19 protein-coding genes are annotated in these 26152 nt (G+C 64.9%); 7 read left to right on the forward strand and 12 right to left on the reverse strand.

Going from position 1 to position 26152, the window contains the following annotated elements; translation table 11 throughout:
* The coding region (locus VSR34_RS25090) for an ATP-binding protein (RefSeq protein WP_342963858.1) at positions 1–631 on the forward strand (631 nt) is incomplete at its 5' end.
* Between the two features lies 1 nt (position 632).
* Positions 633–848 carry a hypothetical protein gene (locus tag VSR34_RS25095; RefSeq protein WP_342963859.1) on the forward strand — a complete coding sequence of 72 codons (216 nt, stop codon included), beginning with the start codon at positions 633–635 and terminating at the stop codon, positions 846–848.
* Between the two features lie 169 nt (positions 849–1017).
* Here the strand turns inward: VSR34_RS25095 and zapE are convergent, their stop codons facing one another.
* The 5 genes from zapE to typA all read right to left on the reverse strand — a co-directional run bounded on the left by zapE (position 1018) and on the right by typA (position 10210).
* Complete coding sequence (gene zapE / locus VSR34_RS25100) at positions 1018–2115, reverse strand: cell division protein ZapE (RefSeq protein WP_028212174.1); 1098 nt, start codon at positions 2113–2115, stop codon at positions 1018–1020.
* A gap of 124 nt (positions 2116–2239) precedes the next feature.
* On the reverse strand, positions 2240–3670 hold the full coding sequence (gene lpdA / locus VSR34_RS25105) for a dihydrolipoyl dehydrogenase (protein ID WP_028212173.1): 1431 nt from the start codon (positions 3668–3670) through the stop codon (positions 2240–2242).
* Between the two features lie 122 nt (positions 3671–3792).
* Positions 3793–5061 (reverse strand): 2-oxoglutarate dehydrogenase complex dihydrolipoyllysine-residue succinyltransferase, encoded by a 1269-nt coding sequence (odhB, locus tag VSR34_RS25110; RefSeq protein WP_028212172.1) that lies wholly within the window; start codon positions 5059–5061, stop codon positions 3793–3795.
* Positions 5062–5180: 119 nt separating this feature from the next.
* Complete coding sequence (locus tag VSR34_RS25115; RefSeq protein WP_028212171.1) at positions 5181–8045, reverse strand: 2-oxoglutarate dehydrogenase E1 component; 2865 nt, start codon at positions 8043–8045, stop codon at positions 5181–5183.
* 338 nt (positions 8046–8383) lie between these two features.
* Positions 8384–10210: a translational GTPase TypA gene (gene typA, locus VSR34_RS25120; protein ID WP_028212170.1), complete on the reverse strand. Its 1827-nt coding sequence runs from the start codon at positions 10208–10210 to the stop codon at positions 8384–8386.
* Between the two features lie 479 nt (positions 10211–10689).
* Here typA and VSR34_RS25125 point away from each other — a divergent pair, with 479 nt between their 5' ends.
* From VSR34_RS25125 to VSR34_RS25140, 4 genes are all read left to right on the forward strand, one after another.
* Complete coding sequence (locus tag VSR34_RS25125) at positions 10690–11193, forward strand: MarR family winged helix-turn-helix transcriptional regulator (RefSeq protein ID WP_028230748.1); 504 nt, start codon at positions 10690–10692, stop codon at positions 11191–11193.
* 88 nt (positions 11194–11281) lie between these two features.
* A complete protein-coding gene (locus VSR34_RS25130; protein ID WP_342963860.1) occupies positions 11282–12895 on the forward strand; it encodes an efflux transporter outer membrane subunit in 1614 nt (537 codons plus the stop codon).
* Positions 12896–12966: 71 nt separating this feature from the next.
* A complete protein-coding gene (locus tag VSR34_RS25135) occupies positions 12967–14229 on the forward strand; it encodes an EmrA/EmrK family multidrug efflux transporter periplasmic adaptor subunit (RefSeq protein ID WP_028212168.1) in 1263 nt (420 codons plus the stop codon).
* A gap of 118 nt (positions 14230–14347) precedes the next feature.
* On the forward strand, positions 14348–15913 hold the full coding sequence (locus tag VSR34_RS25140) for a DHA2 family efflux MFS transporter permease subunit (protein WP_028212167.1): 1566 nt from the start codon (positions 14348–14350) through the stop codon (positions 15911–15913).
* A gap of 136 nt (positions 15914–16049) precedes the next feature.
* On the opposite strand, the gene truB is transcribed toward VSR34_RS25140, so the two are convergent.
* From truB to rimP, 5 genes are all read right to left on the reverse strand, one after another.
* Positions 16050–16973 (reverse strand): tRNA pseudouridine(55) synthase TruB, encoded by a 924-nt coding sequence (truB, locus tag VSR34_RS25145; protein ID WP_028212166.1) that lies wholly within the window; start codon positions 16971–16973, stop codon positions 16050–16052.
* A gap of 85 nt (positions 16974–17058) precedes the next feature.
* Entirely contained in the window at positions 17059–17424 is a 366-nt protein-coding gene (gene rbfA, locus VSR34_RS25150; protein WP_028212165.1) for a 30S ribosome-binding factor RbfA, read from the reverse strand.
* Positions 17425–17583: 159 nt separating this feature from the next.
* Positions 17584–20541, reverse strand: coding sequence for a translation initiation factor IF-2 (gene infB, locus VSR34_RS25155; protein ID WP_028212164.1), 2958 nt, complete (start codon positions 20539–20541; stop codon positions 17584–17586).
* Between the two features lie 155 nt (positions 20542–20696).
* Positions 20697–22172, reverse strand: a complete 1476-nt coding sequence (gene nusA, locus VSR34_RS25160; protein ID WP_028212163.1) for a transcription termination factor NusA — start codon at positions 22170–22172, stop codon at positions 20697–20699.
* Entirely contained in the window at positions 22169–22627 is a 459-nt protein-coding gene (rimP, locus tag VSR34_RS25165; protein WP_028212162.1) for a ribosome maturation factor RimP, read from the reverse strand. Before rimP ends, nusA begins: the two co-directional genes overlap by 4 nt.
* Positions 22628–22875: 248 nt before the next feature.
* On the opposite strand from rimP, the gene VSR34_RS25170 reads away from it, so the two are divergent.
* Positions 22876–23124, forward strand: a complete 249-nt coding sequence (locus VSR34_RS25170) for a hypothetical protein (RefSeq protein ID WP_154671221.1) — start codon at positions 22876–22878, stop codon at positions 23122–23124.
* A 65-nt stretch (positions 23125–23189) separates the two neighbouring features.
* On the opposite strand, the gene rluB is transcribed toward VSR34_RS25170, so the two are convergent.
* Both rluB and scpB read right to left on the reverse strand, forming a co-directional pair.
* Positions 23190–24968, reverse strand: coding sequence for a 23S rRNA pseudouridine(2605) synthase RluB (gene rluB, locus VSR34_RS25175; protein ID WP_342963861.1), 1779 nt, complete (start codon positions 24966–24968; stop codon positions 23190–23192).
* Positions 24969–25030: 62 nt separating this feature from the next.
* The gene (gene scpB / locus VSR34_RS25180) at positions 25031–25999 is read right to left on the reverse strand and encodes an SMC-Scp complex subunit ScpB (RefSeq protein ID WP_342963862.1); all 969 of its coding nucleotides are present in this window, start codon (positions 25997–25999) and stop codon (positions 25031–25033) included.
* Positions 26000–26152 lie beyond the last annotated feature (153 nt).

A 26152-nucleotide genomic window follows, 5' to 3' on the forward strand; every position in this document is an offset into this window, starting at 1 on the left:
GATGGTCGTTTCGATCAATCACCCGCAAAGCAGCCTCGCCGACTTCTATCGCGAGATGGGCGACATCTTCAATCTGGAGCTCAAGGCACACAACCGCTGGGGCGGCTTCCGGTCGCTGCGCGAGCGGTGGCTCTCGCACCTGCAGAGCACGCGCCGGCGGCCGATCCTCCTGATTGACGAGGCCCAGGAGATGAGCGCCGGCGTGCTCAACGAACTGCGGCTCATGGCCAGCGCCCGCTTCGATTCGCAGCCGCTGCTGTGCGTGGTGCTTGCCGGCGACACGCGCCTGACCGACAAGCTGCGGCGCGACGAACTGCTGCCGCTGGGCAGCCGCATCCGCTCGCGCCTGGCGACCGAGAAGGCCACGGTTGATGACCTGCTGGCCTGCCTCGATCATCTGCTCGCGAGCGCTGGCGCCCCGCAGCTGATGACGCCCCCGCTGCGCCACACGCTGTGCGAACACGCGCTGGGCAACTACCGCGTGCTCACCACGCTTGCCAACGATTTGCTCGCCACCGCCGCGCAGCGGGAATTGACCGAACTCGACGAGAAGCTGTACTTCGAGGTCTTTGCCCCGTCAACGCCGTCCTCGCGCCGAACGACCGTACGTCAACCCAATGGAGCCCGATGACATGTCCCGCAAAACATCACCTCACAACCCCGATGCAGCCCGACGCCTGCCGTTACCCGAGCTCTCCGACGAAGCCGCGTACATGATGCAGTTCTTCATCGAAGACTTCTATCTCTGGTTCAGCCGTGCCTACGGCACCCAGATCCGGCGCTACCGCGAGCCGTGGTATCGCGGTCCGACGCAACCGCCGGATCAGGTCGTCGACGAGCCGTTCTGAAACAACAACGGGGGCTTCATCACCCCCGTTTTACTTCGTGCCTTGAACATCATTTAGCTTGCTCATTGCCCCATCGATTTACGTGCTCACGCTCACCGCGACGCGATTTGGCGAGAGACGCTCCGTGCTGGATGCGCCCTGTCCTCACAAGGCGTTCAGCGCCGCATCGTCAGGTCAGTGCCGTATCGACAACGCGGCGCGGCGTTTCGAGATATTCCTTCGACTGCATTTCGACGATGCGCGAAACCGTGCGCGTGAACTCGTTGGCCATCGGGCCTTCCACGTAGAGCTCCTCCGGCGGCACGGCAGCCGACATCAAAAGCTTCACCTTGTGGTCATAGAACACGTCGATGAGCCAGGTGAAACGGCGCGCCTCGGACTGCATGCGCGGCGTCATCTGCGGCACGCTGGAGAGGATGACTGCGTGGAAGCGGCTCGCGAGTTCCAGATAGTCGTTCTGCGAGCGCGGGCCGCCGCACAGCGTCGCGAAGTCGAACCACACGACGCCGTCCGCCTTGCGCAAGGCCTTCAGCTCACGCTTTTCGATGTGCAGGATCGGGCTCTCGTCGGGTACTGCGGCGAGCTGCGCGAACGAGTGGCGCAATGCCTTGTCGGCGGCGGCGCCCAGCGGCGTGTGATAGACCTCGACCTGCGCAAGCGTGCGCTGCCGGTAGTCGATGCCCGCATCCACGTTCAGCACGTCGAGCTTGCTCTTGATGAGCTCGATGGCGGGCAGCATGCGGTCGCGATGCAGGCCGTCCGGATAGAGCAGGTCGGGATCGTAGTTGGACGTCATCACGAACTGCACGCCGTTTTTGAAGAGCCCGTCGAGCAGGCGATAGAGGATCATCGCGTCGGCAATGTCCGAGACGTGGAATTCGTCGAAGCAGATCAGGCGATAGCGCTTCGCAATGCGGCGCGCGAGTTCGTCGAGCGGATCGGCCGTGCCCTTGAGTTCTTCGAGCTCGCGATGCACTTCGCGCATGAATTCGTGAAAGTGCAGGCGCGTCTTGCGCTGCAGCGGCACGACCGCATAGAAGCTGTCCATCAGGAAGCTCTTGCCGCGCCCCACCCCGCCCCACATGTAGACGCCGCGCGGCAGGTCCGGGTGGATCAAAAACTTCTTGAACGCGTTGGAGCGTCGCGACTTGTATTCGGCCCACTCGTCGTAGCACCGCTGCAGCCGGTCGATCGCGGCGCGCTGCGCCGTATCGGGCTTGTATCCCCGTTTCTGCAGTTCGTTTTCGTAGTATTCGGTGACGTTCATTTTGTGGACCACAAACGAGGAAAGGCGGGAGGGCAAATGCCCACCCGCCTCTGTACGTGATGCGAGGTACTGCGAAGCGGGGCGCCATCTCTTCGAAGAAGGCTGGCCGCCCCGCCCTTGCGCATTACATGTTGAGCGCGCGCTTGTCGGTGGCGAGCGCCGCTTCGCGCATGACTTCGGACAGCGACGGGTGCGGATGGCAGATGCGGCCGATGTCTTCGGCGGCCGCCTTGAACTCCATCGCCACCACGGCTTCCGCGATCAGGTCCGATGCGTTCGCCGAGATGATGTGCACGCCGAGCAGCTCGTCGGTCTTCGCGTCGGCGATCATCTTCACGAAGCCGTCGGCCTTGTTGATGCCGAGCGCGCGGCCGTTCGCCATGAACGGGAACTGGCCCGTCTTGATGTCGCGGCCTTCGGCCTTGAGCTGCTGCTCCGTCTTGCCGACCCATGCGATTTCCGGCTCGGTGTAGATCACCCACGGAATGCAGTTGTAGTCGATGTGCGGCTTCTGGCCGTCGATGATCTCGGCCACCAGCACGCCTTCGTCCTCGGCCTTGTGCGCGAGCATCGGGCCGCGCACCACGTCGCCGATCGCGTAGACGTTCGGCACGCTCGTCGCGCAGTGGTCGTCGACGTCGATGAAGCCGCGCTCGTTGGCCTTCAGGCCGATCGCTTCGAGACCGAGGTTGTCGGTGTTCGGCACGCGGCCGACCGACACGATCAGGCGGTCGGCTTCGAGCACTTGCGCGTTGCCGTCCTTGTCGGTGTAGTTGATCGTGACGTTCTTCTCCGTCGCCTTCACTTCACCGACCTTCACGCCGACGTGAATGTCGAGACCCTGCTTCTTGAAGAGCTTGGCTGCTTCCTTCGCGAGCGCCTGGTCAGTCGCGCCGAGGAATTCCGGCAGCGCTTCGAGGATCGTGACGTCGGCGCCGAGGCGGCGCCATACCGAGCCGAGCTCCAGACCGATCACGCCTGCGCCGATCACGGCCAGCTTCTTCGGCACCGAGTCGAACGTGAGCGCGCCTTCGTTGTCGGAGATGATCTTGTTGTCGACCGGAATGCCAGGCAGGTGACGCGCCTTCGAGCCCGTCGCGATGATGACGTTCTTCGCCGTGACGACTTCAGTTTCACCTTCGCCGCTCACTTCGATCTGCACGCCGGCGTCGGTCTTGCCCGTGAACTTGCCATGGCCCTTGAGCCAGGTGATCTTGTTCTTGCGGAACAGGAACTCGATGCCCTTCGTCATCTTCTCGACGATGCCTTCCTTGCGGGCGATCATCTTCGCGACGTCGATCTTGACGTCACCCACGCTGATGCCGTGGTCGGCGAGGTGGTGCTGGGCGTTCTCGAACTCTTCCGACGAGGCGAGCAGCGCCTTCGACGGAATGCAGCCGACGTTCAGGCAGGTGCCGCCGAGCTTCAGCGCGCCGGCCGGGTTCTTCCATTTTTCGATACAGGCAACCGACTTGCCGAGCTGCGCGGCGCGGATCGCCGCGATATAGCCGCCGGGGCCGGCGCCGATCACGACGACGTCAAATTCTTTGGACATGGTCATCCTTTCGATACGTGAGCGCGGCGCGCGGACCCCGGTTTCCGGAATCCGCGCGCGCAGCGCTCAGTGTGGGACTGGTACTGGACTAACTGCGAGACTAACTGCGAGACGAACAGCGCTTACAGGTCGAGCAGCAGGCGAGCCGGATCTTCCAGCGCGTCCTTCATCGCGACGAGCGACAGCACGGCTTCGCGGCCGTCGATGATGCGGTGGTCGTACGACATCGCGAGGTAGTTCATCGGACGGATCACGATCTGGCCGTTCTCCACAACCGCACGCTCCTTCGTGGCGTGCACGCCGAGGATCGCCGACTGCGGCGGGTTGATGATCGGGGTCGAGAGCATCGAGCCGAACACGCCGCCGTTCGAGATCGAGAACGTACCGCCCGTCATTTCCTCGATCGAGAGCTTGCCGTCCTTGGCCTTCTGGCCGAATTCGGCGATCTTCTTCTCGATGTCGGCGAGGCTCATCTGGTCTGCATTGCGCAGGATGGGCACCACCAGACCGCGCGGCGAGCCGACCGCGATACCGATGTCGAAGTAGCCGTGGTAGACGATGTCGTTGCCGTCGATCGACGCGTTCACGAGCGGGAACTTCTTCAGCGCATGCACGGCCGCCTTCACGAAGAACGACATGAAGCCGAGCTTCACGCCATGTTCCTTCTCGAACTTGTCCTTGTACTTGTTGCGCAGGTCCATGACCGGCGCCATGTTCACTTCGTTGAACGTCGTGAGGATGGCGTTGGTTTGCTGCGACTCGAGCAGACGCTCGGCGATACGCGCACGCAGACGCGACATCGGCACGCGCTGTTCCGGACGGTCGTTGAGCCAGTTCGCAGCCGATGCCGGTGCGCTGACTTGCGGCAGCGACGGCTTGGCGGCAGCCGGCTTCGATGCCGGTGCTGCTGCCGGAGCGGCCTTCGGTGCGCCAGCGCCGAGGACGTCCTGCTTCGTGATGCGGCCGTCACGGCCCGTGCCGGCGACGTCGGCACCCGACAGGCCCTTCTCGGCCATCAGCTTGTTCGCTGCGGGCGAGGCGATGGTGCTGCTCGAAGCCGTAGCGGCGGCTGCAGCGGCCGGAGCGGCTGCAGGCGCGGCGGCAGCCGGAGCGGCAGCAGCTGCGGGAGCAGCAGCGGCGCCAGCCTTGGCTTCCGTGTCGATCTTCGCGATCACTTGCTCGCTCGTGACGGTCGAGCCGTCGCCGACCACGATCTCGCTCAGCACGCCGGCTGCGGGCGCGGGCACTTCGAGCACGACCTTATCGGTTTCGATCTCGATGACGACTTCGTCCTGGGCGACAGCTTCGCCCGGCTTCTTCTTCCACTGCAGCATCGTGCCTTCCGACACCGACTCCGAAAACTGAGGGACCTTGACTTCTACGATAGCCATGTGATTTTCCTGAATACTTTATCGGGGACATCCCCGTATGACGAACCGGGTCGCGCACGTGAGCGCGGGAAAGTGCGCGTTTGTTCACACACTTTCCCGGTTCGGTTTGCTCTTTGTGCTTACTTCGCGACCTGCGCGCCCTTCAGGCGGCCGAACGCACCTTCGATCAGCGCCTTCTGCTGCTCGTAGTGCTTCGCGTAGTAGCCGACGGCCGGCGAGGCGGAAGCCGGACGGCCGCTGTACGCGAGCTTCTGGCCTTCCTTCATGCCTTCGCGCAGATGGTGCTCGATGTAGAACCACGGGCCCTGATTCTGCGGCTCGTCCTGCACCCAGACCACTTCCGTCGCGTTGTCGTACTTCTTCAGTTCCGCTTCGAACTGCTTGTGCGCGAACGGATAGAGCTGTTCGATACGGATGATCGCGACGTCGTTCGCCTTCGCTTCGCGGCGATGCGCGACGAGGTCGAAGTACACGCGGCCCGAGCAGGCCACCACGCGCTTGACCTTCTTCGCGTCGATGGCTTCGTCCACTTCACCGATGACCGGCTGGAACGTGCCCTTCGCGAGTTCGGACAGATCCGACACGGCTTCCTTGTGACGCAGCAGCGACTTCGGCGTGAAGATGATGAGCGGCTTGCGGAACAGGCGGATCATCTGGCGGCGCAGCACGTGGAAGATCTGGGCCGGCGTGGTCGGCTGAACGACCTGCATGTTGTGCTCGGCGCACAGTTGCAGGAAACGCTCGATACGCGCCGACGAGTGCTCCGGACCCTGGCCTTCGTAGCCGTGCGGCAGCAGCATCGTGAGACCCGACACGCGGCCCCACTTCACTTCGCCCGACGAGATGAACTGGTCGATCACGACCTGCGCACCGTTGACGAAGTCGCCGAACTGGCCTTCCCACGCGACGAGCGTGTTCGGCTCGGCGGTCGAGTAGCCGTATTCGAAGCCCAGCACCGCCTCTTCCGAGAGCACCGAGTCGATCACCGTGAACTGCGCCTGGTTCTCGCCGATGTTCTGCAGCGGGATGTAGGTGCCGTCGTTCCAGCGTTCGCGGTTCTGGTCGTGCAGAACGGCGTGGCGGTGCGTGAACGTGCCGCGGCCCGAGTCCTGGCCCGTGAGGCGCACTGCGTAGCCCGAAGCGACCAGCGACGCGAACGCGAGGTGTTCGCCCATGCCCCAGTCGAGCTTCGCTTCGCCCTTGCCCATCGCGCGGCGGTCGTTGATGACGCGCTCGACCAGCGGGTGAACCTTGAAGTTCTCGGGAATCGTGGTGATGCGTTCAGCGAGGCGCTTGAGTTCGGCGAGCGGCACTGCGGTATCGGCGGCGTCGGTCCACTTGCGGTTCAGGAACGGCACCCAGTCCACCGCGTACTTGCTCTTGTAGTTCGAGAGCACGGGGTCGACCGTGTGGTGACCTTCGTCCATCGCGGCGCGGTAGGCCTTGACGTAGTTGTCGCCGTCTTCGGCCGTGATGACGCCCTGCTGCACGAGCTTCTCGGCGTACAGCGCACGGGTGCCCGGGTGCTGCGCGATCTTCTTGTACATGAGCGGCTGCGTGACAGCCGGCGTGTCCTGCTCGTTGTGGCCGAGCTTGCGGAAGCAGACGATGTCGACGACCACGTCCTTGTGGAACTGCATGCGGAATTCGACCGCGAGCTGGATCGCCAGCACGACCGCTTCCGGATCGTCGCCGTTCACGTGCAGCACCGGCGCCTCGATCATCTTGACCACGTCGGTGCAGTAGAGCGTCGAACGCGCGTCGCGCGGGTCCGAGGTCGTGAAGCCGATCTGGTTGTTGATGACGATGTGCAGCGTGCCGTGCGTGCCGTAACCGCGCGTTTGCGCGAGGTTCAGCGTTTCCATCACGACGCCCTGGCCCGCGAAGGCCGCGTCGCCGTGGATCTGCACCGGCAGCACCTGCAGGCCGTTTTCGTCGCCGCGGCGATCCATACGGGCCTTCGCCGAACCCTCGACCACCGGGTTGACGATTTCGAGGTGCGACGGGTTGAACGCGAGCGACAGGTGGACCGGTCCGCCTTCGGTCGTGACGTCCGACGAGAAGCCCTTGTGGTACTTCACGTCGCCTGCCGGCAGGTCGTCGACGTGCTTGCCTTCGAATTCGGCGAAGAGGTCGGCCGGCATCTTGCCGAGCGTGTTGACCAGCACGTTCAGGCGGCCACGGTGAGCCATGCCGATGACGATTTCCTGCACGCCCTTCGCGCCTGCGTGACGGACGGTTTCGTCCATCGCGGCGATGAAGGACTCGCCGCCTTCGAGCGAGAAGCGCTTCTGGCCGACGTACTTGGTGTGCAGGAAGCGCTCGAGGCCTTCGGCGGCCGTCAGGCGCTGCAGGATGTGCTTCTTCTTCTCGTTCGAGAAGTTCGGCGTCGAGCGGATCGACTCGAGGCGCTCCTTCCACCAGCGCTTCTGTTCAGGATCGCTGATGTACATGTATTCCGCGCCGATCGTACCGCAGTACGTGTCGCGCAGCGCCTTGACGATCTCGCGCAGCGACGCGCGCTCGAACCCGAAATACAGGTTCGTGGCGCTGAACGTCTCGTCCATGTCGGCTTCGGTGAAGTCGTAGAACGCGGGCTCGAGCTCGGGAATATTCGGACGTTCGCGACGCTTGAGCGGATCGAGGTTGGCCCATTGCGAGCCGAGGAATCGATACGCGCCGATCAAGGACTGAACGTAGACCTGCTTGCGCGCCGTGGCGAGATCTTCGCCGCCGCCGCGTGCAACGAATGCGTTGGCCTTCGCGCGTTGAGCGAAGGACTCGACGATCGGCCCGTGGGCGATGTCGTTGTCGGCAGTGCCACTCGACGACGGCACGTTTTGCAGTGCGTCGAAGTATTCGCGCCAGGTGTCCGGAACGGACGCAGGGTTGTCAAGATATGCTTCGTATAGCTCTTCGACATACGGAGCATTGCCGCCGAACAAATAGGAGTTCAGCTGGAATTGCTTCATCGTTTCCGACATTTACGCTCACCTTTCTTCGAGTTTCTCGAGAAATAGCGGGTTACTCAACCTTCCGCGCCACGGCCTGACCGTTTAGCGGATTGCGAATCAAGTCTGCTTGGAAGGACCTAAATCATGCATCGGCGCAAGTATAGCGCATAAGCGCATCTTTCCACATGATGCAATGCGACCGAACAACGCGCGGGAAGCCTTTGCATACGGGCTTTTGCGCCGTTCGCAATACTCCTTTCCTGCAGCGCAACACAATCTCCGCCACATGCAAAAAAGCCGCCCGTCAAGCGGCGGCTTTTCTGTGTTTCTGTTTGCATTGCAGTGCGGAAAAAAGCGGTGACTGCAAATTACTCGGCAGCGGCTTCGCGGCTCGCGCGGCGACGCTCGTGCTCTTTGAGATGGCGCTTGCGCAGGCGGATCGACTGCGGCGTGACTTCCACGAGTTCGTCGTCGTCGATGAATTCCACCGCGTATTCGAGCGACATCTGGATCGGCGGCACGAGGCGCACGGCTTCGTCGGTGCCCGAGGCGCGCACGTTCGTGAGCTGCTTGCCCTTGATCGGATTCACGACGAGGTCGTTGTCACGGCTGTGGATGCCGATGATCATGCCTTCGTACAGCGCGTCACCCGGCTTCACGAACATGCGGCCGCGATCCTGCAGCTTCCACAGCGCGTAGGCAACGGCAGCGCCGTCGTCCTGCGAGATCAGCACGCCGTTGCGGCGTTCGCCGAGCGTCCCTTCCTTGATCGGGCCGTATGCATCGAACACGTGGCTCATCAGGCCCGTGCCGCGCGTGAGCGTCATGAACTCGCCCTGGAAGCCGATCAGGCCACGTGCCGGAATACGGTACTCCAGACGCGTACGGCCACGGCTGTCCGACGCCATGTCGAGCATTTCGCCCTTGCGGCGGCCGAGTTCTTCCATCACGCCGCCCTGGTGGCTGTCTTCGACGTCCACGGTCAGCAATTCGTACGGCTCCTGCTTGACGCCGTCGACTTCGTGGAGCACCACGCGCGGACGCGACACGGCCAGCTCGTAGCCTTCGCGGCGCATGTTTTCGATCAGGATCGTGAGGTGCAGTTCCCCACGGCCCGACACTTCGAACGTGGTTTCATCGCCGGTGTCCTTCACGCGCAGCGCGACGTTGTGGTTCAGCTCCTTCGTGAGACGGTCGCGGATCTGGCGGCTCGTCACGAACTTGCCTTCCTTGCCCGCGAGCGGCGACGAGTTCACGAGGAAGTTCATCGTGAGCGTCGGCTCGTCGACCGTGATCATCGGCAGGGCTTCGGGGTTGTCGATCGCGCAGATCGTCGCGCCGATGCCGATGTCTTCGATGCCGTTGATCAGCACGATGTCGCCCGCTTCGGCCGATTCGACCTGCACGCGCTCGAGGCCGCTGAACGACAGCACCTGGTTGATCTTGCGGTTCATCACCTCGCCATCCGGGCCGAAGCGCAGCGCCACGGGTTGACCGGGCTTGATGCGGCCGCGCTTGATCCGGCCCACGCCGATGCGGCCGACGTAGGTCGAATAGTCGAGTGACGTGATCTGGAGCTGCAGCGGGCCTTCCGGATCGGCGTCGCGCACGGGCACGTGCTCGAGGATCGCTTCGAACAGCGGGCGCATATCGCCTTCGCGCGCATCCGGGGAGAGCGAGGCGTAGCCGTTCAGGCCCGAGGCGTACACCACCGGGAAGTCGAGCTGCTCTTCGGTCGCGCCGAGCTTGTCGAACAGATCGAACGTCTGGTTGATCACCCAGTCGATGCGGGCACCCGGGCGGTCGATCTTGTTGACGACGACGATCGGCTTCAGGCCGAGCGCGAGCGCCTTCTTCGTGACGAAGCGCGTTTGCGGCATCGGGCCTTCCACGGCGTCGACGAGCAGCAGCACCGAGTCGACCATCGAGAGCACGCGCTCCACTTCGCCGCCGAAGTCGGCGTGGCCCGGGGTGTCGACGATGTTGATGTGGGTGCCTTCGTACTCGACCGCGCAATTCTTCGCGAGAATCGTGATGCCGCGCTCTTTTTCGATGTCGTTCGAATCCATGACGCGTTCGGCGATCTGCTGGTTGTCGCGGAAGGTGCCGGACTGGCGCAGCAGTTGGTCGACGAGCGTGGTCTTGCCGTGGTCGACGTGGGCAATGATGGCGATGTTGCGAAGAGCGCGGGACATAGGAACCTGGGTACAGTTGAGTGCGCCGCGCATGCCCTGCTGGCAGGCCCGGCTCGGGCGCGCGGCCACCGCCTCGAGCCCACCGGCACATTACAGGCAACTTTACATTTGCCTGGTTTTGCCTAGTGCTGGCGGCTCGGTTCAGCAGCGCTGCAATGGCGCACTTTTGGGAACCTGAAATTATAGCATGCGCGGATGAAATGATCCTGCGCAAATAAGGGAGCACCCTGGATCGGCTGGTGCCGGCGTGGCTGCGGCGCAACGTGGGCAATGCGATTCCGCCAGGATGGGCAGACCGGCGCAACTCGAGAAATATCCTAACCGGCGCGCGGTTCTCTGCGAATTTTCTCACGTCCCGCGGGGCGGATTAAGCCCCTACGCTGCAAAGGTTTCTCGGCAAAGGCAGAATAAACCTTGCCGCGTCAACTAACCGCCCCTATAATTCCTGCCTGGTCAACCATTGCAGTCGCAGCAGAATCATGACAGTTTCGACTCCCCCGCCCCCGCCCGAAGTCCGCGACTACGACCTCGGAGAGAGCGTCGGCTACCTGATCTCGCGGGTGAAATCGACCATGTCGAACATGGTCACCCAGCGCGCCGTTGCTGAACTCGGCGTGACGAGTCAGCAGGCCAGCATTCTCTTCATGGTGGCGACCGGCAAATGTACGCTCGCAGCCGAGCTGGCACGCGAGTACGGCATCGACGCGAGCGCAGTCACGCGGCTTGTCGACCGGCTCGAGAAGCGCGGGCTCCTGCAGCGCGTGCGCAGCTCCGAGGACCGCCGCGCGGTGCACCTCGCGCTCACGCCGGAGGGCCTCGCGATCGCCGCGCGCATGCCGGCGATCTTCCGCAGCGTGACGCAGCATCTCTCCGCCGGCTTCACGCCGGAGGAAGTCGGCTTTCTGAAAAGCATGTTGCGGCGGATCCTCGCGAATAGCTGCGAAGCTGGCCAGAGCTCGAACCCGAACCCGCCGGCGAATTGATGACAAGGCAAGCAAATTTGAACTCGCCGCAAGAGAAAATAGCTGCATCGTCCAGTATCACTACACCCCTCACGCATCGAGACGAGCAATGAAATCCCAAACCGAGTTTGCGCCGGGCCCGGCCGTGCGGGCACTGTCCTGCCGGGCGGCGGTCGCCGCCACGGTGGCGGCGCTCGCCCTTTCGGGTTGCGCGAACTACATCGGCATCAAGAGCGACAAGACCATCGACGCGCCGCAGCAGTTCGAGACCTCGCAGAGCATTCCGGCACAGGGCGGCCAGTGGCCCACGCTCGACTGGGCGAACCAGTTCGGCGACCCGCAGTTGCCCCGGCTGATCGACGAGGCCCTCGATGGCAACCCGACCATCGCGCAGGCGCAGGCGCGCCTTGCAAAGGCTTCGTCGTACATCGAAACCTCCCGCTCGGCGCTTTTCCCGAAGGCTAACCTCAGCTATTCCTGGACGCGCCAGCTGTATTCGGCCAACGCCCTCTTCCCGCCGCCGTACGGCGGCACCTGGTACAGCGAGAACAACGTGCTCGCGAGCGCCTCGTGGGATCTGGACCTCTGGGGCAAGAACCGCCAGCGCCTCGCGCAGGCCGTCTCCTCCCAGCGTGCGGCCGAAGCCGACATGCAACAGGCGCGCATCACGCTCGCCTCATCGGTAGCCCGCACGTATAACCAGCTCGCCCAGCTCTACGAGCTGCGCGACATCGCCGTGCACGAGATCGACAACCGCAAGACCATCGGCACGATCACGAACGGCCGCGTGGTCGCGGGCCTCGACACCAACGTCGAGAAACAGACCGCGAACGGCAACATCGCGTCGAGCCAGGCGAACCTCTCGCAGATCGACGGCCAGATCGAGTCCGTGCGCTACCAGTTGGGCGCGCTGCTCGGCAAGGGCCCCGATCGTGGGCTGCAGATCGCGAAGCCGGTGCTCAACCCGGCGGCGAACGTCGCCCTGCCCGACAACCTGCCCGCCGACCTGCTCGCGCGCCGACCCGACATCGTCGCGGCGCGCTGGCAGGTGGAAGCCGCGATGCACGACGTGAAGGAAGCGAAAGCCGAGTTCTATCCCGACGTGAACCTCGCGGCGGGCTTCGGCTTCGATGCGTTCGGCTGGGGCAAATTCCTGAACTTCACGAGCCGCCAGGCGAACTTCGGGCCGGCCGTGCATCTGCCGCTCTTCGACGCGGGCGCACTGCGCGCGCAACTCAAGGGGCGCTACGCCGACTTCGAGCTCGATGTGGCGAATTACAACCAGACGCTGATCGGCGCGTTCCAGGACGTGGCCACCGGCGTGTCGGCGATTCGCTCGGCGGACAAGCAGCTCGTGGACGCCCAGCGCGCGCTCGATGCCTCGACGAGCGCCTGGCAGCTCGCCGTGATCCGCTACAAGGCAGGGCTCTCCGAGCAGCTCCAGGTGCTCAACGCCGACCAGAACCGCCTCGCCGCGGAGCAGACGGTGGCGAACCTGAAGGCGCAGCGCCGCGACCAGCAGATGGCGCTCATCAAGTCGCTCGGCGGCGGCTTCGATGCGCACGACGCGCAAATCGCGCCGCCGACGGAGGTCGGCAGCGAAGCGGCCAGCGACACTCGCGGCCAGAGCGACGTGAACGGCGCGCCCTGGCGCGGCACGCGGGCGGCAACGCCGGCGCAGAGCGCGACGGCATCGGCAGGCGCCGCGCCGGCAACGAACTGAGCGCGAGGCCTGGCAGCAAGCCGGACACAAACAACTGAACGAACAGCACGCAAGAACCCGGAGATCCTTCCATGAGCACCCCCCAGCAGCCGGCCGCCAACCCGCAGCCGAACGCGAACAGCGGCAAGCGCAAGCGCATGATGACGCTGCTTGTCCTCGTGATCGTGATTGCAGCCGTTGCCTACGGCCTCTATTACTTCCTCGTCGCGCGCTTCACCGAGAGCACGGACGACGCCTATGTGAACGGCAACGTCGTCCAGATCACGCCGCAAGTCACCGGCACGGTGATCGCACTGAAAGCGGATGACACGCAAACCGTCAACGTCGGTGACCCGCTCGTGCTGCTCGACCCGGCCGATGCGCGCGTCACGCTCGAGCAAACGGAAGCACAGCTCGCGCAGACGGTGCGCCAGGTGCGCGGCCTCTTCGCCGACGACAGCCAATACGAAGCGCAGGTCGCGCAGCGTCAGTCCGATCTCTCTCGCGCGCAGGACGACCTGCGCCGCCGCATGCAGGTCGCGCAAACAGGCGCCGTCTCGCAGGAAGAAATCTCGCATGCCCGCGACGCCGTGCGCAGCGCAGAAGCCGCGCTCGAAGCCGCTCAGCAGCAGCTCGCCGCGAACCGCGCGCTGACCGCGAACACGACCATCGCCAATCACCCGAACGTGGAGGCCGCCGCCGCGAAGGTGCGCGACGCCTATCTCGCGAACGCGCGCAACACGCTGCCCGCGCCGGTCACGGGCTACGTGGCGAAGCGTTCGGTGCAGGTGGGTCAGCGCGTGTCGCCGGGCAATCCGCTCATGTCGGTGGTGCCGCTGAACGCGCTGTGGGTCGACGCCAACTTCAAGGAAGTGCAACTGAAGCACATGCGCATCGGCCAGCCGGTCGAGATGACGGCCGACGTGTATGGCTCGTCGGTGGTCTATCACGGCAAGGTGGTGGGTTTCTCGGCCGGCACGGGCTCGGCCTTCTCGCTGCTGCCCGCGCAGAACGCCACGGGTAACTGGATCAAGGTGGTTCAGCGTCTGCCGGTGCGTATCTCGCTCGATCCGGAAGACCTGCAGAAGCACCCGCTGCGCATCGGCCTGTCGATGCAGGTGGACGTGAGCATCCGCAACGATTCCGGCACCCAGCTCGGCAACGCCCAGAACACGGTCTACGAGACCGACGTGTTCGCGAAGTACGGCGCGGAGGCCGATGCGGAGATCGCTCGCATCATCGCTGAAAACGCCGGCCCGAATGCGCACAAGGCGGTTAGCAATGCCGCCAGCAACGCGGGTAGCAAGGCGCAGGTTTCGTCCACGCACGCCGCGAAGTCCGGCGCCAAGGGCTAATTGAAGCCGCTGAATGAAGCGCTGACAAAAGCACTCGCAAACGCTGGCGCGGGCTGATCCTCAGCCCGCGCCAGCGTTGCTTCGCGTTGCCTCGAACCGGTCAACCAGAAAGGACTCCATGGCAGCACCACAAGCACCCGTCGCCCATGCGCCGCTGCAGGGCGCGCAACTCGTGATCGGCACCATCGCGGTGTCGCTCGCGGTGTTCATGAACGTGCTCGACACCTCGATCGCGAACGTGTCGATCCCGTCGATTTCGGGCGACCTCGGCGTGTCGTCGGACCAGGGCACATGGGTCATCACTTCGTTCGCGGTTGCCAACGCGATCTCGGTGCCGCTGACCGGCTGGCTCACCGATCGTATCGGTCAGGTGCGCCTGTTCATGGCGTCGATCATCCTGTTCGTGATCTCGTCGTGGCTGTGCGGCCTCGCCCCCACGCTGCCCTTCCTCCTCGCTTCGCGCGTTCTGCAGGGCGCCGTGGCCGGTCCGATGATCCCGCTCTCGCAAACGCTGCTGCTCGCCAGCTATCCGCGGGCGAAAGCGCCCATGGCGCTCTCGATGTGGTCGATGACCACGCTCATCGCGCCGGTGGCCGGCCCGATTCTCGGCGGCTGGATCTCCGACAACATCTCGTGGCCGTGGATCTTCTACGTGAACATTCCGGTCGGCATCGTCGCGGCGCTCGCCACATGGGCGATCTTCCGCAACCGCGATTCGGTCGTGAAGAAGGCGCCGATCGACGGCGTGGGGCTCGCGCTCCTCATCATCTGGGTCGGTTCGCTGCAGGTGATGCTCGACAAGGGCAAGGATCTGGACTGGTTCTCGTCCACCACGATCATTGTGCTCGCGCTCACCGCGGTAATCGCGTTCGCGTTCTTCGTGGTGTGGGAGCTGACCGCCGATCACCCCGTGGTCGACCTGTCGCTGTTCGCACGGCGCAATTTCACGGGGGGCACGGTCGCGCTCTCGGTGGGCTATGGCCTTTACTTCGGCAACCTCGTGCTGCTGCCGCTGTGGCTGCAGACCGATATCGGCTACACGGCCACCGATGCGGGCCTCGTGATGGCGCCCGTGGGCTTCTTCGCGATCCTGCTCTCGCCGGTCACCGGCAAGATTCTGCCGCGCACCGATCCGCGCTATATCGCGACAACGGCGTTCCTCGTCTTCGCGCTGTGCTTCTGGATGCGCTCGCGCTACACCACGGGCGTGGACACGTGGGCGCTCACGCTGCCGACGCTCATTCAGGGCATCGGCATGGCGGGCCTCTTCATTCCGCTCGTGTCGATCACGCTCTCGGGTCTGCCGGGTCATCGCATTCCCGCTGCATCGGGCCTGTCGAACTTCGTGCGGATCATGTGCGGCGGCATCGGCACCTCGATCTTCGAAACCGCGTGGGATCACCGCACGACGTTTCACCACGCACGCCTCACCGAAGTGGCGACGCCGACCAACCCGGTCTTCAATCAGTCGATGCAGCAGTTCCAGGGCGCGGGTCTCGATCCCTCGCAGGCGCATGGGCTGTTCGAGCGTATGCTTTCGCAGCAGGCCGCGCAGCTCGGGGTGAACGACCTCTTCTGGATCTCCTCGATGATCTTCATCGTGCTGATCGCGCTCATCTGGATCACGCGACCCGAGCGCGCAGGCGGCGCCGATGCGGGCGCGGCGGCATCGGCGGCGCATTGAGGTTCCGGCGCTTCTCAAGCGGGAGAACGCGCCGATGGCAAAACGGCACGTCCGGTTGTTCTCCGGCGTGCCGTTGCTGTTTGTGGGCCCCGCGCGCTTTGGGGGGGGGGCGCTTCGGGCGCGTTGTGGCTGGTGCTCAGCCCGCGCCGCACACGACCAGCCGCTCCGGCGCGAGCACCCCGTTCGCGGCCTTTGCGACGCCGAGCAAACGCCCATCTTCCGCATACACGCGGACCCGCTCCGCCGCCTCGCAGACCGCACGGTCGAGCACCAGCTCGTTGAGCGGCAAGCGCTGGCCGTGGGTGAAGCGGCGCGCAGCGTCCGCACCGAGCGTCACCGCGGGAAACGTCGAGAGCAACGCGTCCACGGGCCTCAGCCAGCTATCGCGCGCGGGCTCGTCGGCAGCGGTGAGCGCGTCGAGCGTGACCGCATGCTCGAGGGTGAGCGCGCCCACGCCGGTACGACGCAGCATCACCAGATGCGCGCCGCAGCCCAGCGCCTCGCCGATATCCTCGGCGAGCGTACGGACGTAGGTGCCCTTGCTGCAGGTCACGCGAAACGTCACCTCGGGCACTTCGGGCAGCGCGCACGCGATCATCTCCAGCGCAAGGATCTTCACCTGGCGCCCTTCGCGCTCGACCGTCTGACCCGCACGCGCATATTCGTAGAGCGGCTTGCCGTCGCGCTTGAGCGCCGAATACATCGGCGGCACCTGCACGATGTCACCGAGAAAACGCGTCATCGCTTCCCGCACCCGGGCTTCGCCGCACGCGACCTCGCGCGTCTCGATCGCCTCGCCTTCGGCGTCGCCGGTGGCCGTGCGAATGCCGAGACGCATCGTCGCCTCATAGGTCTTGTCGGCTTCGAGCAGATCCTGCGAAAACTTGGTCGCCTCGCCGAAGCACAGCGGCAGCAAGCCCGACGCGAGCGGATCGAGCGTGCCGGTATGGCCCGCCTTCTTCACGCGATAGAGACGCTTCGCGCGAATCAGCGCGTCGTTGCTGGAAAGGCCGACGGGCTTGTCGAGCAGCAGCACGCCGTCGAGCAGGCGTCGGGGCACCTTCGGTCGGGCCGCGTCAGGTCGAGCCGCGTCAGGTCGGGCCGCGTCCTGGTTCTGTTTCGATGATGCAGTCATGCTGGCCGCGTCAGTCGTCCTTCGCCCGTGTGGCGTTGGCCTCGTCGATCAGGCGCGACATCGCGACGCCCTTCTCGACCGACTCGTCGTAGTGGAAATGCAGCGTCGGCACCGTGTGAATGTGCAGACGTTTGAAGAGCTGGTTGTGCAGGTGGCCCGCGGCGTGATTGAGCGCTTCCTGCGTGGTCTTCGGGTCGCCCGTGAGGGTCGTGAAGTAGACCTTTGCGTGCGCGTAGTCGGGCGTGAGTTCCACGCTCTGGATGGTCACGAGACCCACGCGCGGATCTTTCACTTCGCGCATCAGCTCCGACAGATCGCGCTGGATCTGATCGGCGATCTGGACGTTGCGATTCGGAGTAGAACGTTTTTTCGGCATGATGATTCCACCTCTTGATCTGCGAGGCATTCAGGCGGCGTTGCGTCGTCGAGGCGCACACGGCCGCGCAAAAACAAAACGGGCGGGGCTGGCCAGCGCCTGCCCCGCCCGTTATCGGCAAGCGGGCGACCCCCAGGTCTGCCCGCGGGCGCCGCCGTGTTACAGCGTACGCGCGACTTCGGTGATCTCGAACACTTCGAACTGGTCGCCTTCGACGATGTCGTTGAAGTTCTTGACCGACATACCGCACTCGAAGCCTTGCTTGACTTCCTTGACGTCGTCCTTGAAGCGCTTGAGCGAATCGAGCTCGCCGGTGTGGATGACCACGTTGTTGCGCAGCACACGCACCGACGACGAACGCTTGACGATACCGTCCGTGACCATACAGCCCGCCACCGTGCCGACCTTCGGCACCTTGAAGACCTGGCGCACTTCGACCATGCCGGTAATGACTTCGCGCTTCTCCGGCGCCAGCATGCCCGACATCGCCGCCTTCACCTCATCCACAGCGTCGTAGATGATGTTGTAGTAGCGGATGTCCACGCCGTTGGTCTCGGCCAGCTTGCGCGCCAGAGCGTCGGCACGCGTGTTGAAGCCGATGATGACCGCCTTCGAAGCCGTGGCGAGGTTGACGTCGCTTTCGCTGATGCCACCCACTGCGGCGTGCACGATCTGCACGCGCACTTCGCTCGTCGAGAGCTTGAGGAGCGCATGAACCAGCGCTTCCTGCGAGCCCTGCACGTCGGCCTTGACGATGAGCGGGAGGTTTTGCACTTCGCCTTCGCCCATTTGCTCGAGCATGTTCTCGAGCTTCGCGGCCTGCTGCTTCGCGAGCTTGACGTCGCGGAACTTGCCCTGACGGAACATGGCGATTTCGCGCGCCTTGCGCTCGTCCGGCAGAACGATGACTTCTTCGCCTGCGCCCGGCACTTCCGACAGACCCTGAATTTCGACCGGAATCGACGGGCCCGCTTCCTTCGTGGGCTTGCCGGTTTCGTCGAGCATGGCGCGCACGCGGCCATAAGCCGTACCTGCGAGCACCACGTCGCCGCGGTTCAGCGTACCCGACTGCACGAGCACGGTGGCAACCGGACCCTTACCCTTGTCGAGCTTCGCTTCGATCACGAGACCCTTGGCAGGCGCTTCGACCGGTGCCGTGAGTTCCAGCACTTCGGCCTGCAGCAGCACGTTTTCGAGCAGGTCGTCGATGCCCGCGCCGGTCTTCGCCGACACCGGCACGAACGGCGAGTCGCCGCCGTACTCTTCCGGCACGACGCCTTCCGCGACGAGTTCCTGCTTCACGCGCTCGGGGTTCGCATCGGGCTTGTCGATCTTGTTGATCGCCACGACGAGCGGTACGCCCGCGGCCTTCGCGTGCGAGATCGCTTCCTTCGTCTGCGGCATCACGCCGTCGTCGGCCGCGACCACGAGAATCACGATGTCCGTTGCCTTCGCACCGCGGGCACGCATGGCCGTGAAGGCCTCGTGACCCGGCGTGTCGAGGAACGTGATGACGCCACGCGGCGTTTCGACGTGGTAGGCGCCGATGTGCTGCGTGATGCCGCCCGCTTCGCCCGCTGCGACCTTGGCGCGGCGGATGTAGTCGAGCAGCGAGGTCTTGCCGTGGTCGACGTGACCCATGACGGTCACGACCGGCGGACGCGGCAACTGCTCGGCGTCCGTGCCCGTGGCCTGGCCTTCGACCAGCAGCGCTTCCGGATCGTCGAGCTTCGCGGCAACCGCACGGTGGCCGAGTTCCTCGACGATGATCATCGCCGTTTCCTGGTCGAGCATCTGGTTGATGGTGACCATCTGGCCCATCTTCATCATCACCTTGATGACTTCCGACGCCTTCACGGACATCTTGTGCGCGAGGTCGGCCACGGTGATGGTTTCCGGCACGTGCACTTCACGCACGATCGGCTCGGTCGGTGCCTGGAACGTCGATGCGTCCTGGTGACGGCCACGGCCCTTCGGGCCGCCGCGCCAGCCGCGGTCCACGCCGCCCGACGAGTCGCCGCGCGTCTTGATGCCACGGCGCTTCGCTGCGTCGTCCTGCCAGCCGCCCTTGCCGGCGCCCGGCTTCTTGTTGCGGTCGCCAGCGCCCGCGCCCGGCGCGCTCGTCGAGGGCGCTGCCGTCGTGGCAGGCTTCTTCGCCGCGGCGCCTGCACCGGCGGCCGGCCGTGCCGCTGCGCCTTCCGGACGGGCCGGCTTGTGCAGCGTGCCCTTGGCTTCGGCGGGCTTCGGCACCTCGGCGGGCTTGGGCGCCTCGGGCGCCTTCACCTGCGCCTTGCGCGGCGTGTTCATCATTTCGCGAATCGCGCGCGCTTCGGCTTCGGCAGCCGCGCGGCGGCGAGCGATCTCGTCTTGTTCCTTCTGCGCCTTTTCAGCGGCTTCGCGTGCGGCGGCCTCGGCCTTCTGGGCCGCTTCGCGCTGCGCCGCGCGCTCGGCGGCGGCGCGCTGTTCTTCCTGCTGGTCCTGCGCCTGCTTCACTTCCTTCGCTTCCGCTTCGGCGTTGCGCTGCGCGGCTACGGCCTGGGCAGCGAGCTCGCGGGCGGCGGCATCGGCCGAGGCCTTCTTCTTTGCGACCTCTTCCTCGGCGCGGCGACGCTCGGCTTCGGCGGCCTCTTCGCGCGCACGGCGCTCGGACTCTTCACGCGCGAGCAGTTCCTGGCGCTCCTTGAGCTCCTGAGCCTGACGCTCGAGCAGTTCGGCCTCGCGGCGCGCTTCTTCCTCGCGGCGCTGCAGTTCCGCCTCTTCGGCGGCTGCGGCTGCGTCGGCTGCATGATTCGATGCCTCCGCCTCACCGGCGGACTCGTCGCGGCGGACGAACGTGCGCTTCTTGCGCACCTCGACCTGAATGGTGCGAGCCTTACCCGTCGAATCGGACTGCTTGATTTCCGACGTATGCCGTTTCGTCAGCGTGATCTTGCGCTTGTCCGCATCAGTCGAGCCGTGAGACTTGCGCAAGTGGTCGAGCAGACGCGCCTTGTCCGTTTCGGACAAGGAGTCAGCTTCGCTCGCTTTCGTGACGCCCGCCGCCTGCAGCTGCTCCAGCAGCACGCCTGCAGGCATTTTCAGTTCCGCGGCAAATTGGGCTACGTTGTTACTCGCCATTCATTCCTCTTAATGCAAGGACCGATTCCTTGCGGTTGACATCGGTTCATGCGGCCGTGGGTGCCCTGCATCCAGCAAGGCCCCGCCGCGATCAGATTAGTGGGTCATGGTCGCTTCCTGCTCGTCGCGCCCTGGTGTCGTTTCCCGTTGCCGGGTCACTCGAACCAGTGCTCACGCGCCTTCATGATCAACGCCTTGGCGGCGTCCTCTTCCATTCCCGTCATTTCGGTAAGCTCGTCCACGGCCAGCTCGGCGAGCTCGTCGCGGGTGTGAACTTCGTGCTCCGCGAGTTTCGCGAGCAGATCCGGGTCCATGCCGTCCAGGCTCTTCAGATCCAGGGCGGCGCTTTCCACCTTTTCCTCGTTCGCGATCGCTTGCGTGAGCAGCGCGTCGCGCGCGCGGTTGCGCAGCTCGTGCACGGTGTCCTCGTCGAACGCCTCGATTTCGAGCATTTCGTTGAGCGGCACGTAGGCGATTTCTTCGAGGCTCGTAAAGCCCTCGTCGATCAGGATGTCGGCGACTTCCTCGTCCACATCGAGACGCGCCATGAACAGGTCGCGCAATACCGTGCGCTCCTGGTTCTGCTTCTGCGCGGATTCGTCCGGCGTCATGATATTGATTTGCCAGCCGGTCAGTTCGCTGGCAAGACGCACGTTCTGGCCGCTACGGCCGATCGCGACCGCGAGTTCGCTCTCGTCGACCACCACGTCCATCGAATGCTTCTCTTCATCGACGACGATCGACTGCACGGCTGCCGGCGCGAGCGCGCCGATCACGAACTGGGCGGGATCTTCCGACCATAGCACGATGTCGACGTTTTCGCCACCGAGCTCATTGCGCACCGCCTGCACGCGCGAACCGCGAATGCCGACGCAGGTGCCGATCGGGTCGATGCGCTTGTCGTAAGCCACCACGCCGATCTTGGCGCGCACGCCAGGATCCCGCGCCGCCGCCTTGATCTCGAGCAGGCCTTGTTCGATTTCCGGCACTTCCATTTCGAACAGCTTCATCAGGAACTCGGGCGCCGTGCGCGAGAGCTCGATCTGCGGGCCGCGCGCGGTGCGGTCGACCTTGCCGATCCAGGCGCGCACGCGATCGCCCACGCGCAGGTTTTCCTTCGGAATCAGCTGATCGCGGCGCAGCAGCGCTTCGACACGGCCCGACTCGACGATGAAGTTACCCTTGTCCATGCGCTTGACCGTGCCGGTCATGATGCTTTCGCCGCGCTCGAGGAAGTCGTTCAGGATCTGCTCGCGCTCGGCATCGCGCACTTTCTGCAGGATGACCTGCTTGGCGGCCTGCGCGCCGATACGGCCGAACTCGACCGAAGGCACGGGCTGCTCGATGAAGCCGTCGATGTGCGCTTCGGGGTCTTGCTCGCGCGCTTCGAACAGCAGGATTTCCTGGTCCGGCTCCTGCAGGCCCGCCTCGTCCGGCACGACACGCCAGCGGCGAAACGTTTCGTGCTCGCCGCTTTCGCGGTCGATATGCACGCGGATATCCGCATCCTCGTCGAAGAGTTTCTTGGAGGCCGACGCAAGCGCCGCTTCAAGGGCGGCAAACACCACGTCCTTGTCGACATTCTTCTCGCGTGCCAGCGCATCCACCAGCATCAACACTTCGCGACTCATTGTTTGCGGCTCCTAAAGTCAACTTTTGGGACAAGGCGTGCTTTATCGATGTCCGCGAGCGTGAAATCGAGCATCGCAGGACCCGCCTTCCCTTCGAATTCCAGACCGATGGTTTCGCCTTCGGGAGCATGCACGATACCCCGGTACGATTTCCGTCCGTCCAATGGCTTTTTCAACGTGATTACCGCTTCGCAGCCTGCGAAGCGTTCGAAGTCCGCCAGCTTTTTCAGCGGACGGTCGAGCCCGGGCGACGAAACCTCGAGCCGCTCGTAGTCGATGTTCTCGACCGTCAAAACGTGCTGCAGCTGACGCGTGACCTTCTCGCAGTCCTCGATCGCGATCCCCGCGGGCTGATCGATGTAGATGGTCAGCATGCCGCGCCCGGTGCGCTCGAGGTCGACCAGCTCGTAACCGAGCCCGGTGACCGTGGTTTCAATCAGTTCCGTCAGTTGCACAATGCCCACTCCAGATGTTCGCGCGGGGGCCGGCAACTTCCTTCGCTCTCGTTCTTGCTTCGCTCGGGATTCGCGGGCCGCGCGCCAGGTGAGCGCGCGCTGCTCACCGACCTGCCCCCACGATGACGAACGACCTGGCTCGTTGATTCTCCGCCCCCAAATTGACAATGCCGAACGTGAAACGTCGGCATTTGTCGGCATCCCTGCCAGGATTGCGCAAGGATTGATTCGGGGCGAACCAAAAAAAAATGGGCGAAACGCCCATCTTCTCACTTAGCCAGGTGGTCGCACCTGGGACGCGTATTACAGCGCAGTCAAACAGCCGCACGCCCAGCGACTTCGTGATTCTAGCCTTTTTTCGCCATTTACGCAAACCGCCGGTCAAGCCCGAGCGCCATTCTGCCGTTATTTCCGGGCCTGGCAGCGCGATTTTCACGCATATCAGCCGTTTTTTCGGCGCCGGTGGAAGGACCGAGAGTGGAATCCAGCGCCGCTAGCCCACGCGCTGACGCGCAAGCGGACGCCCGCCGCATGGTGCGGCCTGGCGTCGTGCCTCGCCTCGTCAGTGACCACGCGTGCGGTTGCGCGGTGCCCCGCGCTGGCCGCCACGGCTATTGCCGCCGGCGCGGTTGCCGGTGGTGTTGGCGTTGCCGCCAGTGCCGGGACCGCTGCGGCGATTGCCATTGGCATTGCCGCCTGCGCGCTTGCCGGCGCCCGCGCTCGGGGCGCGGTTGCCGTCGACCTCGCGCCCGCCGGCACGGTTGCCGCCGCGACCGCCGAAGCCGGCGCCGCCGCCGAGATTGCCATGGCCGGCCCCAGCACCGCCGCCGAAGCCGCCGGCCGCGCCGCGCCGCCCCTGCTGGCGCGCCTGGTTCATCGCGCCGTGCGAACTGAGCACAGGCTCGCGGTTGATGAAACCCATGGACGTCTGCATCGGGTCAGGCTGACGACGGTCCTGCTCCTTGCCGCGGCCGCCGCCCTTCTCTTCGCTCGGCGCCTTCAGGCCGACTGCGGCCATCAGGCTGCGAACCTGGTTGTCTTCGAGTTCTTCCCAGCGGCCGCGCTTGAGGCCTTTGGGCAGCGCGATCGGGCCGTGGCGCGTGCGGATCAGACGGCTCACCATCAGGCCGACCGCTTCGAACATGCGGCGCACTTCGCGGTTGCGACCTTCGGCCAGCGCGACGTGATACCAGTGATTCGTGCCTTCGCCGCCGCCATCGCGAATGCGCAGGAAGCTGGCCGGACCGTCGTCGAGTTCGATGCCCTTGAGCAGCTTCTGGCGATTGCCTTCGGTCAGCTCACCCACCACGCGCACCGCGTATTCGCGCTCCACGCTGTAGCGCGGGTGCATGAAGCGGTTCGCCAGGTCGCCCGAAGTCGTGAGCATCAACAGACCTTCGGTGTTGAAGTCCAGACGCCCGACGGCCAGCCACTTCGCCGTCTTCATGGGCGGCAGGCGGTCGAACACCGAGGGGCGGCCTTCCGGATCGGCGTGGCTGACGATTTCGCCCGTCGGCTTGTGATAAATGAGCACGCGCGGCGGCTTGTTCGGCAGCTTGCGCTTGATCGGCTTGCCATTGATGCGCACCTGGTCGGTCGGCAGGATGCGCTGGCCGATGTGAGCGGGCTCGCCGTTCACCGAGACGCGCCCGGCGATGATCAGCTCTTCCATGTCGCGGCGCGAGCCCATGCCCGCATCCGCGAGCACCTTGTGCAGCTTCGGCGCGTCGTCGTCCGGGCTCAGCACGCGCTTGGGCTGCTGGGCACGGCCGCGGCGCAACATCGGGGCGCGCACGCCCGGGCCCGCGCCGTTGTCGGCGTCGAATGCCGGCGAAGTCACGTAGAGGAAGAGGTCGTCCTGGCTGGCGTCGGCTGCGGGCGCCTGCTGGCCTTCGCCGCGAGCCGCGCCTCCTTGAGCCTTGCCGCGTTTTCCCGCGCCCTGTTGACGTTCGCCTTGGCGTTCGCCTTGGCGTTCGCCGCCGGCTGCGCTCTGGCGACGGCCCTGCTTCTTTGCACCAGAGTCCTTGCGCGGCGCGCGGGCGGCCGCGTCGCCTTCCTGCGGCGCTTGCATTCCGGTAGCCGGCGCGGCCGATACTTCAGCGCTCTCGGCGCCGCCCTCGGCGGCCTTGGCCTTCGCGCCGGCACGGCGGCGCGCGATCAGGCTGCGCGGCCCGCGGCGCAAGCCGCGGCGCGGACGCTCTTCGCCCTCGCCGCGCTGTGCTTCGCCGCCAGGGGCGTCGCCTTCGGCCTGCGAGGCGCGCGTTTCGTCGTCGCGCGCGGAGGACGCGCGACGCGCGGATTCGGACGCGTCGGTCGAATCGGTGTCGTGGATATCAGTCAAAACAACCTCAAAATGTCAGGTTGCGCGCCCGCTTGCGGGGCGCGTCAAAAATGCGTGTTGCTTCAGATGCCGCGTCGGGCGGCTTCATCGTCCGTCGTCGAGACGGGGTCGTCCTGCGCCGCGTTGCTGCGGTCTTCGTGTTCTTCGCCCGCTAGTTCAGGCGCATGCGCCGGCACGTCCGCACACTCGTGCGCGGCGTCCTGCGCGTGAGCATCCGGAGTCGCCCGGTGCTCCGTGAGGCCAGCTTCGTGGTATGCGGCGTCGCCTGCTGAATCCGATGCGACTTCAACGTTTTCGCCCGCATCTTGTTGCATCTCGCTTGCGTGCTGCATGGGCGTTTCGACGCCCGGCGTTTCGACGCCCAACGTTGCGTCGCCTGCCGGCGCAGGCGCATCTTCCGCGCCCGCGACTTCAGCAAGCTCCGCCGTCCCGGGCTGACCTTGCGCGACCAACTGCGCCACTTCGCTATCGGGAAACTCGATGGCGTGCTGGGCGAGCAATTGTTCGCCCAGCTGGCTCGACGGGTCGTCGAGCGGCGGCAATTCGTCGAGCGACTTCAGGCCGAGGTCGTCGAGAAACTCACGCGTCGTCGCATAGAGCGCCGGGCGCCCCGGCACGTCGCGATGACCAATCACTTCGATCCAGTTGCGGTCTTCGAGTTGCTTGACAACCTGCGTGTTGACCGTGACGCCGCGAATTTCCTCGATGTCGCCACGCGTGACCGGCTGCCGGTACGCGATGATCGCGAGCGTTTCGAGAACCGCACGCGAATAGCGCGGCGGTTTTTCGGGGTGAAGCCGGTCAAGATAAGTCCGCATGGCCGGCTTGCTCTGAAAGCGCCAGCCCGACGCGAGCCCCACCAGCTCGACGCCACGCCCGGACCATTCATGCCGCAGGTCTTCGAGCAGGTTGCGAACCGTGTCGGCCGAAATGTCGTCGGCAAACAGTTTGCGCAGTTCGCCGATCTTCAGCGGCTCCTGCGTGCAGATCAATGCAGTCTCGAGGACGATTTTCGCCTCTTGGGTATTCATGCAGCCAGGTCAGACCCTAAGTAAGGTAAATCAGGTTCAAGGAACCGGATCAGACAGACGAAAGACGATATGGAACTGGAGACGCGCTCGCCCGATTCTGATCGGTCATATTGATGGGAGCACGCACCGGGGGGCCGTCATACACAAACATCG

Source organism: Paraburkholderia sp. JHI2823 (assembly GCF_038900695.1).
Taxonomy (GTDB): Bacteria; Pseudomonadota; Gammaproteobacteria; order Burkholderiales; family Burkholderiaceae; genus Paraburkholderia; species Paraburkholderia mimosarum.